The organism is Klebsiella sp. RHBSTW-00484 (assembly GCF_013705725.1).
Taxonomy (GTDB): domain Bacteria; phylum Pseudomonadota; class Gammaproteobacteria; order Enterobacterales; family Enterobacteriaceae; genus Klebsiella.
Map to the genome: position 1 here is coordinate 3,868,304 of NZ_CP055481.1, position 12,136 is coordinate 3,880,439.

General features: G+C 53.8%; 9 protein-coding genes. 4 read left to right on the forward strand and 5 right to left on the reverse strand.

Features of this window, described 5'->3' with window-relative positions:
• Positions 1 to 14: 14 nt before the first annotated feature.
• Together HV213_RS18385 and rlmKL are read right to left on the reverse strand one after the other, a co-directional pair.
• A complete protein-coding gene (locus HV213_RS18385) occupies positions 15 to 1,922 on the reverse strand; it encodes an ABC transporter ATP-binding protein (protein ID WP_112214606.1) in 1,908 nt (635 codons plus the stop codon).
• Positions 1,923 to 1,934: 12 nt separating this feature from the next.
• On the reverse strand, positions 1,935 to 4,040 hold the full coding sequence (gene rlmKL / locus HV213_RS18390) for a bifunctional 23S rRNA (guanine(2069)-N(7))-methyltransferase RlmK/23S rRNA (guanine(2445)-N(2))-methyltransferase RlmL (RefSeq protein ID WP_181482804.1): 2,106 nt from the start codon (positions 4,038 to 4,040) through the stop codon (positions 1,935 to 1,937).
• A gap of 98 nt (positions 4,041 to 4,138) precedes the next feature.
• On the opposite strand from rlmKL, the gene HV213_RS18395 reads away from it, so the two are divergent.
• Complete coding sequence (locus tag HV213_RS18395; RefSeq protein ID WP_181482805.1) at positions 4,139 to 5,248, forward strand: YcbX family protein; 1,110 nt, start codon at positions 4,139 to 4,141, stop codon at positions 5,246 to 5,248.
• On the opposite strand, the gene zapC is transcribed toward HV213_RS18395, so the two are convergent.
• Positions 5,245 to 5,787, reverse strand: a complete 543-nt coding sequence (zapC, locus tag HV213_RS18400) for a cell division protein ZapC (protein ID WP_181482806.1) — start codon at positions 5,785 to 5,787, stop codon at positions 5,245 to 5,247. The two genes, HV213_RS18395 and zapC, sit on opposite strands and share 4 nt — an antisense overlap.
• A 167-nt stretch (positions 5,788 to 5,954) precedes the next feature.
• Positions 5,955 to 6,965 carry a quinone-dependent dihydroorotate dehydrogenase gene (gene pyrD / locus HV213_RS18405; RefSeq protein WP_112214610.1) on the reverse strand — a complete coding sequence of 337 codons (1,011 nt, stop codon included), beginning with the start codon at positions 6,963 to 6,965 and terminating at the stop codon, positions 5,955 to 5,957.
• 248 nt (positions 6,966 to 7,213) lie between these two features.
• Here pyrD and ssuE point away from each other — a divergent pair, with 248 nt between their 5' ends.
• Genes ssuE through ssuB form a run of 3 tightly spaced genes read left to right on the forward strand, consistent with a single transcriptional unit; the run spans position 7,214 to position 9,393 of the window.
• Positions 7,214 to 7,789, forward strand: a complete 576-nt coding sequence (gene ssuE / locus HV213_RS18410; RefSeq protein WP_181482807.1) for an NADPH-dependent FMN reductase — start codon at positions 7,214 to 7,216, stop codon at positions 7,787 to 7,789.
• A gap of 42 nt (positions 7,790 to 7,831) precedes the next feature.
• Complete coding sequence (gene ssuC, locus HV213_RS18415) at positions 7,832 to 8,623, forward strand: aliphatic sulfonate ABC transporter permease SsuC (RefSeq protein WP_112214612.1); 792 nt, start codon at positions 7,832 to 7,834, stop codon at positions 8,621 to 8,623.
• Positions 8,620 to 9,393, forward strand: coding sequence for an aliphatic sulfonates ABC transporter ATP-binding protein (gene ssuB / locus HV213_RS18420; RefSeq protein WP_181482808.1), 774 nt, complete (start codon positions 8,620 to 8,622; stop codon positions 9,391 to 9,393). The genes ssuC and ssuB overlap by 4 nt, the downstream gene beginning before the upstream one ends.
• A gap of 65 nt (positions 9,394 to 9,458) precedes the next feature.
• On the opposite strand, the gene pepN is transcribed toward ssuB, so the two are convergent.
• Positions 9,459 to 12,074: an aminopeptidase N gene (pepN, locus tag HV213_RS18425; RefSeq protein ID WP_181482809.1), complete on the reverse strand. Its 2,616-nt coding sequence runs from the start codon at positions 12,072 to 12,074 to the stop codon at positions 9,459 to 9,461.
• Positions 12,075 to 12,136 lie beyond the last annotated feature (62 nt).

Sequence of the window (12,136 nt, forward strand, 5' to 3'; positions counted from 1 at the left end):
GAAAACTCCTCAGCTTATGCGCCGTTTTTTAATCCTTCAAGATATTCCCAGCGTTCGAAGGCAGTTTCCAGCGCCTGCTCCGCTTCGCTCATCTGCGCCAGCACCTGCTGCGTATGATCATGCGACTGACCAAAGAAAGAAGGATCGGCAACCTGCTCCTGCAGAGTCTGCAATTGGGCCTCAAGCTCTTCCAGTTTCTGCGGCAGTTGTTCCAGTTCGCGCTGCAGGTTATAGCTTAGTTTGCTGGCCGCGCGTTTGACACTTTCTGCTTTCGGTTGAGCAACTTCTACCGTTTTTTTGGCAACTGACTGCTTTTGTGCCAGATACTGAGATTGCTGACCTCGGGCATCGTGATAACCGCCAACATATTGGCCAATTCTCCCTTCCCCTTCAAAGATCCAACACTCGGTTACGGTGTTATCAACAAACTGACGATCGTGGCTGACCAGCATCACGGTGCCCTGATAGCCGTCGACTAACTCTTCCAACAGTTCCAGGGTTTCGACATCCAGATCGTTTGTCGGTTCATCGAGGATCAACAGGTTACTGGGCTTGAGGAACAGGCGCGCCAGCAGCAGACGGTTACGCTCACCGCCGGACAGTGCACGTACCGGCGTCATCGCCCGTTTCGGATGGAACATAAAGTCTTGCAGGTAGCCCAGAACATGGCGCGGCTTGCCGTTCACCATCACTTCCTGCTTACCTTCAGCAAGGTTGTCCATCACCGTTTTGTCCGGGTCAAGCTCAGCACGGTGCTGATCGAAGTAAGCAACCTCCAGCTTAGTACCCACGTGGATGCGCCCGCTATCTGCCTTCAGCTGGCCGAGCATCAGTTTCAACAGCGTGGTTTTACCACAGCCGTTCGGGCCAATCAGCGCAATCTTATCACCGCGCTGGATCTGGGCGGTAAAATCCTTCACCAGCACTTTGCCATCAACCTGGTAGTTAACGTTCTCCATTTCGAAGACAATTTTGCCCGAACGCGCGGCCTCTTCGACCTGCATCTTCGCACTACCCATCACTTCGCGACGCTCACCGCGTTCACGGCGCATCGCTTTCAATGCACGCACGCGCCCTTCATTACGGGTACGACGGGCTTTAATCCCCTGACGGATCCAGACTTCTTCCTGCGCCAGCTTGCGGTCGAATTCAGCATTCTGTAGGTCTTCAACGCGCAGCGCTTCTTCTTTATCTAACAAATATTGATCGTAATTGCCTGGATAGGTCACCAGCTTACCGCGATCGAGATCGACAATCCGCGTCGCCATATTGCGAATAAAAGAACGGTCGTGCGAGATAAAAATAATGGTGCCTTTGAACATCTTCAGGAAACCTTCCAGCCAGTCGATCGTTTCAATATCGAGGTGGTTAGTCGGTTCATCCAGCAGCAGCACGCGCGGCCCGCTGACCAGCGCGCGCCCCAGGGCCGCCTTACGCAGCCAACCACCGGAAAGCGAGGAGAGCTCGGCGTTAGGATCCAGATTGAGCTGCTCAAGCACTTCATTAATACGGCTATCCAACTGCCAGAGCCCTAAATTATCAAGCTGCTCCTGAAAGCGTGCCAGTTCGTTTAAGTTCTTGTCGCTCGGGTCGGTCATCACCAGTTGTGAAGCATCGTGATAGCCTTTGAGGTAGGCCGCCTGTTCGGCAATCCCTTCCGCAACGAAGTCGTAAACGGTTCCGGTAATGTTACGCGGCGGATCCTGCTGCAGACGCGCGACAACCAGATCCAGCTCATAGATAATGCGCCCGTCATCAAGACCCTGTTCACGGTTGAGGATCTTCATCAGAGTCGATTTACCCGCACCGTTACGCCCTACCAGGCACACGCGTTCGTTATCTTCGATATGCAGTTCAGCATTATCCAGCAGCGGCGCATCGCTGAATGAAAGCCAGGCGCCGTGCATACTAATTAATGACATTCTTTATTCCTTTCAGGCTGAGGTGATCAGCCAGCAGTTGTGAATCTGACGGTTGCGGGCAAAATCTTGAGACTGCGTTTTTTGCGTAATCTCCTGCGCCTTCAGGCCCAGTTGCGCTAGCCCGTCATGATCCATACGGAAACCGCGTTTGTTATTCGAGAACATAATCGTGCCGCCTTTACGCAGCAGACGTTTTAGATCGGTCATCAGACGCAGATGGTCGCGCTGTACGTCAAACGCGTCTTCCATGCGCTTAGAGTTAGAGAAGGTCGGCGGATCAATGAAGATCAGATCAAACTGTTCGGTGCTCTCACGTAGCCAGCCCAACACATCGGCCTGCATCAAACGATGCGCGCGACCGGTTAAGCCGTTGAGGCGCAGGTTGCGCTCCGCCCATTCGAGATAAGTGCGCGACATATCGACCGTCGTGGTAGAGCGCGCGCCGCCGAGGCCTGCATGTACGCTCGCGCTGCCGGTGTAGGCGAAAAGATTGAGGAAGTCCTTGCCTTTGCTCATCTCACCCAGCATGCGACGAGCAATGCGGTGGTCAAGGAACAGGCCAGTATCCAGGTAGTCGGTCAGATTGACCCACAGACGCGCGTTATACTCCTGCACCTCAAGAAAATCACCCTTCTCAGCCATTTTCTGATACTGATTTTTCCCTTTCTGCCGTTCACGGGTTTTTAGCACCAGCTTATTCGGTGCAATCCCCAGTACGGCAATCGTGGCGGCGATAATATCAAACAGACGCTGACGAGCTTTGTGCGCATCCACGGTTTTCGGCGGAGCATACTCTTGCACCACCACCCACTCGCCGTAGCGGTCAATGGCTACGTTATATTCCGGGAGGTCGGCATCATAAAGACGATAGCACTCGATACCTTCCTGACGCGCCCACTTCTCATATTTTTTCAGATTCTTACGCAGACGGTTGGCGAAATCTTCCGCCAGCGTCGCGGTTTTTCCGCCCTCGCTTTCGGCGAGATGGTAGTTCTTCTGCACGCAGTCTAGCGGGCCGTTTTTGGCTTTGAACTGCTTATCAGCGCGTAATTGCAAACAGCTGAGCAGATCCGGCGAGGCGCTGAACAAAGAGAGGTTCCAACCGCCGAACTGATTTTTCATGATCCGGCCCAGCAGGCTATGCAGAGCAATCAGCGCCGGTTCGCTCTCCAGACGCTCGCCGTATGGCGGGTTACTGATAACCGTACCGTAAGGCCCTTTCGGCAGCGGATTGTCCAGTTTGGCAACATCTTTAACCTCGAACGTCACCAGTTCGCCGATGCCAGCGCGACGGGCGTTGCTGCGCGCACGTTCAATCACCCGCGCATCAATGTCAGAACCGTAGAAACGGGATTCATACGCCGCCAGACCCTGACGGGCGCGGGTTTGCGCTTCGGCTTTCACCTCTTTCCAGATAGCATCATCGTGCTGCGCCCAGCCGCCGAAACCCCAATGACCGCGGTGTAAACCCGGCGCACGGTCGGTTGCCAGCATAGCGGCTTCAATCAGCAGCGTGCCGGAGCCGCACATCGGATCAAGCAGCGGTGTCCCCGGAGCCCAACCTGAACGCATCACGATAGCCGCAGCCAGGCTCTCTTTGATCGGTGCCATACCGGTGCCATCGCGGTAGCCGCGCAGATGCAAACCCTCGCCGCTAAGATCTAAAGAAATATGTGCGGTTTCTTTATTCAACCAGACGTTGATGCGCAGATCGGGGCTTTCACGATCGACATTAGGACGCGGCAGATTCTTACGCGTAAAGCTATCAACAATGGCATCTTTGACCTTCAATGCGCCGTACTGACTGTTACGAATCTCTTCGTTAAGCCCGCTAAAGTGCACGGCGAAAGTGGCGTCTGGGGTGAAAATCTCCGTCCATGGAATGGCCTGTACGCCGAGGTAAAGGTCCAGATCGCTATACACGCTGCACTGACCCAGCGGCAGCATGATCCGCGAAGCCAGCCGACTCCACATCAGGCTTTGATACAGCAGGCGCGTATCTCCCTGAAAATGGACCCCGCCCTGGACTACCTGGCAGTCCACCGCGCCAAGCCCTTCCAGTTCAGTTTTTAACAGCTCTTCAAGCCCACGAGCCGTACTGGCAAACAGAGAATTCATATCGTCACTTTTACTAAAAGAAAATTGGTGCGCATTATAGCCAATATGTGCCCTATGTCATAAAGTTAAAGGCTTATTTTTGAACCCAGGGGCAGCGTATGGTAACGCTTTCGCGACTTTTTATTCATCCCGTTAAATCGATGCGGGGAATTGGCCTGAGTCACGCCTACGCAGGCATCAGTGGTCTGGCCTTCGATCGTATATTTATGGTGACGGAAACCGATGGCACCTTCATTACCGCTCGTCAGTTTCCGCAAATGGTTAAGTTTATCCCCGCCCCGCTCCACGATGGCCTCCATCTGACGGCCCCGGACGGCAGCAGCGCGATGGTGCTCTTCAGCGATTTTGCGCCGCAGCAAGAGCCAACTGAAGTCTGGGGCAACCATTTTACTGCCCAGGTTGCGCCGGAGTCGGTTAACCAGTGGTTAAGCGGCTTCTTTAATCGTAGCGTTCAGCTTCGCTGGCTGGGGCCACAACTCAGCCGTCGGGTGAAACGCCATGATGCCGTTCCCCTCTCCTTCGCCGATGGTTTTCCCTACCTTTTAGCTAATGAAGCCTCCCTGCGCGATCTGCAAAATCGCTGCCCAGCCAGCGTAAGCATAGAACAATTTCGCCCGAATATGCTGGTCACTGGCGCGGCTGCCTGGGAGGAAGATACCTGGAAAGTCGTACGTATCGGCGAGGTTGTTTTTGATGTGGCAAAACCGTGCAGCCGCTGCGTGTTTGCGACCGTCAGCCCGGAACGCGGACAAAGGCACCCTTCTGGTGAACCCTTAAGCACGCTGCAAGGTTTTCGCACTGCGCTGGATAACGGTGATGTCGATTTCGGCCAGAATCTAATCGCCCGTAATAGCGGCGTGATCCGCGTAGGTGATGAATTGGAAGTACTGGCCCGAGGACCGGCAAAAGCCTACGGCGCCGGCGATAGCGACGATACGCTGATGCCCGATGTTCAACAGGACGCAACGGTAGAGATTGAGTGGCAAGGGTTAAGTTTTAGCGGCAACAATCAGCAAATTTTGCTGGAGCAGTTGGAGCAACAGGGGATCCGCGTTCCTTATTCCTGCCGGGCGGGCATTTGCGGCAGCTGCCGCATCCGACTGGAAGAAGGAGAAGTTAGTGCGCTGAAGAAAAATGCGATTGGTACAGATGGCACCATTCTGTGCTGCAGTTGCGTGCCAAAAACCGCGCTACGGCTAGCGCCTTAAACTGCCTGGCCCAGGCTGTAGCTGGCTGCACCCGGCGCTGGCTGCAGCCGGTCGTTCATAATTTTAATCACGTCGCCAAGCTGCATAACCCGCCCGGCAAGCGTCAGACCGGGCTGCGCTAACAGACATAATGCCGCGTTTTCACCAGCTTCAACCACCAACAGATTCACCTGCTGCCCGGTATCGCTAAGCCAGGCGCTGGCAGCATCGCCGCCGCCGGGCTGCCAGCACTCTTCATGGGTAGTGAAATGCCAGCTTTTCGGCATCTGCGGCTTGAGAAAGCGAATAGCGACCAGCGCATTCAATACTAATTCAGCGCGCTGCTCTTTTGATAATTCAAGATTGCGGCATTTTTCTTCAAATGAAAAATAAAGCGCGGCATCTTCGACGCAAAATCCGGACGGAGCAAAGGCGTCGGGGGTCAGCATTCGGCGTGCGAAACGTGAACGAAATAACATGCCATTAGCCAAATCGAGCATCATACGATCGTGCTCTTCATCGTAATACCAACGCCAATTATCGTCAGGTTTAATCCGCATTTCTTCCCCCGTCCTCTATCACTTCCATCTGTAATTAACAGGTAAACTGCTACAGAATATTTCCAAAATTAAGAAAAGACTAAAATGTCTAAATAAGCAACAATGAAGGAATATAAAACAACCAGGGCTATAAATAAAGCCCTGGTAGGATATAAGAAGGGAAAAGATTAGATATGGGTAACAATTTCTTTAATCAGTGGCGGACCTTTAAAAATAAATCCGGAATAAATCTGCACCAATGTAGCGCCCGCAGCAATCTTTTCACGCGCTGCAATCACCGAGTCAATACCGCCAACTCCGATAATGGGCAGACGCCCCTGTAATTCCGCTGACAGCATACGGATTATTTCTGTACTCTTCAGTTGTAAAGGACGACCGCTAAGCCCGCCAGTTTCGTCGCAATTTTTCATGCCCTGAACCAGCGACCGATCCAACGTGGTATTAGTCGCAATCACCCCATCAATATTATGTCGAACCAGACTATCGGCAACCTGGATCAATTCCTCAACAGAAAGATCCGGCGCGATCTTCACCGCCACGGGGACATATTTCTGGTGCTTCTCTTGCAGTTCGCGTTGCTTATTTTTAATACCGGAAAGTAAATCATCCAGCGCATCACCGTATTGCAAAGTACGCAGGCCAGGGGTATTCGGCGAAGAGATATTAATGGCGATATATCCGGCGTAGGCATAGATTTTATCCATACAAATCAGATAATCATCTTTGCCTTGTTCAACTGGGGTATCTTTATTTTTACCAATGTTAATCCCCAGGATCCCGTCAAAATGGGCCTTTTTCACGTTCTCAACCAGGTTATCAACGCCGTGGTTATTAAAGCCCATGCGGTTGATCAAACCTTCGGCATCGACCAGACGGAAGATCCTCGGCTTATCGTTACCCGGCTGCGGACGCGGCGTCACGGTACCAATTTCAATTGAGCCAAAACCCATTGCTCCGAGCGCATCAATGCACTCGCCATTTTTATCCAGCCCGGCGGCCAGACCCAGCGGGTTCTTGAATGTGAGCCCCATGCAGGTTACCGGCTTTGTCGGCACCTTTTGACGAACCAACATTTCCAGAGGTGTGCCTGAAACAAGGCGTAATTGTTTAAAGGTTACTTCATGAGCGCGCTCAGGATCGAGCTGAAAAAGGGCTTTACGAACGAAGGGGTAGTACATGAACTCTCCTGGATTCCCGGTGTGCAAACCGGGGGCGTATTATGTGCGATCCACCCCGGAAAGGGAATTGACCTGCGACAAAAAATCGCATCTCAGACGCAAACGTTTACTTTTGTCTCCCTCTTTATGCACTTTCTGACAATTCAACGCTGGATAAATCATTTAGGGAAATAAATGCGCTCTGTCACACTGCAGCTAAATGTTATCAATTATAGATAAATGAAAATATTTAGTTATAAGGAGAGAATATGCGAGTCATAACACTTGCGGGTAGCCCGCGTTACCCTTCCCGTTCCAGTGCGCTTCTGGAATACGCCAGAGAGACACTCTCCGCTGCGGATATCGAAGTCTGCCACTGGCATCTGCAAAATTTTGCCCCGGAAGACCTGCTCTACGCACGCTTTGATAACCCCGCTCTGCATGCGCTGAATGAACAGCTTGCTGATGCTGATGGGCTGATTATCGCCACCCCGGTTTATAAAGCCTCTTTTTCCGGCGCGTTGAAGACCCTACTGGACCTGCTGCCGGAACGTGCTCTGGAAGGCAAAATCGTTCTGCCTCTGGCCACTGGCGGGACTATCGCGCATATGCTGGCGGTAGATTACGCTCTAAAACCAGTACTTAATGCTCTGAAAGCGCAAGAGATCCTTCATGGCGTCTTTGCTGATGATAGTCAGGTGACAGATTATCAACATAAACCGCAATTTACCCCAAACCTGCAAGGTCGACTCGACCTGGCGTTAGAAACCTTCTGGCAGGCACTGCATCGCCCCAGTAGCCGCGCTCCGGCGCTGAAAAGCTTGCAACGGGTAGAGCATGTTTAAAGGCTAACGTTGACGCTCACACGGAAATAAAAGGAACACATCATGGCGACCCTTTCGCAAAAATTCCTGATACGCGTGGCACCCTGGCTTCTGCCGGTGGGCAGCGTGATTATCTGGCAATTCGCCTCTTCGATGGGCTGGCTATCCACCCGCATTTTGCCGTCGCCGGAAGGGGTACTTAAGGCTTTCTGGACGCTCTCCGCCAGCGGTGAACTTTGGCAACATCTGGCGATAAGCTCATGGCGAGCATTGATTGGTTTCAGCATCGGCGGATCCATTGGCCTGGTGCTGGGATTAATCAGCGGCCTGTCGCGCTGGGGTGAACGCCTGCTGGATACCTCCATTCAGATGCTGCGTAATGTGCCGCATCTTGCGCTGATTCCGCTGGTTATCTTGTGGTTCGGTATCGATGAGAGCGCCAAAATCTTCCTCGTGGCGCTGGGGACGATGTTCCCAATTTACATCAATACCTGGCACGGGATCCGCAACATCGACAGAGGACTGGTCGAGATGGCCCGTAGCTACGGTTTATCCGGCTTTGCTCTATTCCGTCATGTGATCCTCCCCGGCGCACTCCCCTCTATTATGGTCGGCATTCGCTTTGCGCTTGGCCTGATGTGGTTAACGCTGATTGTTGCCGAAACTATCTCTGCTAACGCCGGTATCGGCTACCTGGCGATGAACGCCCGCGAGTTTCTGCAAACCGATGTCGTGGTGGTTGCCATTATTCTTTATGCCATTCTCGGCAAACTGGCCGACTTCAGCGCCCAGCTTCTGGAACGCGTCTGGCTGCGCTGGAATCCGGCTTATCACCTTCAGGAGGCTAACGCATGACGACTGCGCGTCTTAATCCGGGGATCCCGTTACTGCTTAACGGCGTGAGCAAGCGTTATGGTAGCAACACGATCCTGAATGAACTCGATCTTCATATTCCCACCGGGCAATTCGTTGCGGTAGTTGGGCGCAGCGGCGGTGGTAAGAGTACCCTGCTGCGGTTGCTGGCCGGGCTGGAAAAGCCCAATGGTGGTCAGTTGCTGGCAGGCTCAACGCCGCTGGCACAGATTCAGGACGATACCCGCATGATGTTCCAGGATTCGCGCCTGCTGCCGTGGAAATCGGTTATCGACAATGTTGGCCTCGGGCTGAAAGGCCAGTGGCGTGAGGCTGCGCTTAAGGCGCTGGCGAGCGTCGGTCTGGAGGATCGCGCCAGTGAATGGCCTGCGGCGCTTTCCGGAGGGCAGAAACAGCGCGTGGCACTGGCTCGCGCGTTAATTCATCGTCCCGGATTATTGCTGCTTGATGAGCCGCTAGGTGCACTGGATGCCCTCACCCGCCTTGAGATGCAGGATCTGATCGTCTCGCTGTGGCAGGAGCATGGATTTACCGTTCTGTTGGTGACCCATGACGTCAGCGAGGCGGTGGCCATGGCCGATCGCGTTTTGCTGATTGAAGAAGGAAAAATTGGCCTGGATCTGCTGGTAGATATTCCACGGCCCAGACGCACAGGCTCAGCGAAGCTGGCGGAACTCGAAGCGGAAGTATTGAATCGGGTGATGCAGCGCGGCAAGAATGAATCCTCGCCGCGCTTAGTGAGTCACGGTTAACAACTGCGACGTTCCCCCGCTCGCGCTGCGCTTCGCGGGGCTACAGGTTTGGACCCGCGCTGGCGTTACGCCAGCGCTTTGCTGATTTTCTCGAACAGATCCCCGGAAAGATTCTCCAGGCCTTTCAACTGCTCCAGCGCCGCGCGCATCAGCGCCTGACGCTTCTCATCATAGCGTTTCAGGCGAATCAACGGCTCAATCAGACGTGAAGCCACCTGCGGATTGCGGCTGTTCAGTTCAGTCAGCATCTCAACCAGGAACTGATAGCCGCTACCGTCTTCAGCGTGGAATGCCGCCGGATTGCTGCCGGCGAAAGCACCAATCAGCGAACGGATGCGGTTCGGGTTGCTCAGACTAAATGAACGATGATTCAGCAAGCTACGTACCGTCTCCAGCACGTTATCCGCCGGGCTGGTGGACTGCAGGATAAACCATTTGTCCATCACCAGGCCGTCCTGGTGCCATTTGTCGTCATACTCCTGCATCAACGCATCACGACACGGCAGCTGAGCCGCGACTGCCGCCGACAGCGCTGCCAGCGCATCGGTCATGTTGTCGGCATGATGATACTGCGCGGTAACCAGCTTATCCGCCAGCTCCGCATCGCCAAACGCCAGATAACGCAGACAGGTATTACGCAGAGAGCGCTTGCCGATATCGGCATGCTCAACACGATAGCTGGCAAGCTTATTGGCGTTGTAAATCACCAGGAACTCGTCTGCCAGCTCTTTCGCCAACGTACGGGTAAGCGCCTCGCGCACCGCCGAGATAGCGATCGGGTCAATAGTCGCGAACAGCTCGGCGATTTCGTTGGCTGAAGGCAGGGTCAAAATCTCTGCCGCCAGCGCCGGATCGATCTTCTCATCCAGCAGAATTGCCCGGAATGCATCGGCAACGTGGACAGGCAACGACAGTGGTTGTCCCTGCTGATGACGGTTAACGTTGAGCTTGATATAAGTCGCCAACAGGCTCTGTGCTGCATCCCATCGGGAGAAATCGTTACGCGCGTGGCGCATCAGGAAAGTGAGCTGCTGATCGCTCCACTTGTACTCCAGTTTCACTGGCGCAGAGAATTCACAAAGCAGCGCGGGTACCGGCTGGAAGTAAACGTTATCGAAAACAAAGGTCTGCTCCGCCTGGGTCACATTCAGCACGTGATGTACCGGATGACCGCCTTTCTGCAACGGAATCACTTTTCCTTCGTTATCATAAAGTTCAATGTCGAACGGAATGTGCAGCGGCAGCTTCTCTGCCTGTTCAGACGTCGGCGGTGTGCGCTGGCTGATGGTCAGCGTGTACTGTTCCGTTTCCGGGTTGTAATCGTCATGAACGGCGACAATCGGCGTACCGGACTGGCTATACCAGCGGCGGAAGTGGGACAGGTCAACGTTGGAAGCATCCTCCATCGCCTGAACAAAATCGTCGCAGGTGGCGGCGCTGCCGTCGTGGCGTTCAAAGTACAGCTGCATTCCTTTCTGGAAATTCTCTTCGCCCAGCAGAGTGTGCAGCATGCGAATGACTTCCGCGCCCTTCTCATACACCGTCAAGGTGTAAAAGTTGTTCATTTCGATAACCATATCCGGGCGGATCGGATGCGCCATCGGGCTGGCGTCTTCAGCGAACTGCATACCGCGCATGGTGCGCACGTTATTGATGCGGTTAACCGCTCGCGAGCCAAGGTCAGAGCTGAACTCCTGATCGCGGAAAACGGTCAGGCCTTCTTTCAGGCTGAGCTGGAACCAGTCGCGGCAGGTCACGCGATTGCCGGTCCAGTTATGGAAATATTCATGACCAATAACGCGTTCGATATCCAGATAGTCTTTATCAGTCGCAGTATCAGTACGCGCCAGCACGTATTTGGAGTTAAAGACGTTAAGCCCTTTGTTCTCCATCGCCCCCATGTTAAAGAAGTCGACGGCGACAATCATATAGATGTCGAGGTCATACTCGAGACCAAAGCGCGTTTCGTCCCACTTCATGGAGTTTTGCAGCGAGGTCATCGCCCACGGGGCGCGGTCAAGGTTACCGCGGTCAACGTACAGTTCCAGCGCCACTTCACGCCCGGAGCGGGTTTTGAAGGTATCGCGCAGAACATCGAAATCACCGGCCACCAGCGCAAACAGGTAGCACGGTTTCGGGAACGGATCCTGCCACTGAATCCAGTGACGACCGTTTTCCAGCTCACCCTGGGCCACGCGGTTACCATTGGAGAGCAGGAACGGATATTTTGTTTTATCGGCGATGATTTTGGTAGTGAAGCGCGCCAGAACGTCCGGGCGGTCCAGATACCAGGTAATATGGCGGAAACCTTCCGCTTCGCACTGGGTACACAGCGCTTCACCCGACTGGTACAGCCCTTCCAGCGCGGTATTGGCCGCCGGGCTAATTTCGTTGACGATGGTCAGGGTGAAATGTTCCGGCAACCCACAAATTACCAGTTGGTTATTTTCTTCCTTATAGTCGCTCCACGGTTGGCCATCAACCAGCAGAGAGACCAACGTCAGGTCTTCGCCATCCAGACGCAATGGCACATCAGACGTAGCCGCGTGGCGGGAGACCTTGCTCTCAGCCGTAACAACGGTTTTCGCGGCATCCAGGTCAAAGGTCAAATCAATATCGCTAATCAGATAATCCGGCGCACGGTAGTCGTGGCGGTATTTGGCTTGGGGCTGTTGTGTCATAAAAAACCTTTAGCATGTCCTGTAAAGTGTCGACTCAGTCTATTCCTGTTGCGCAAATCTCG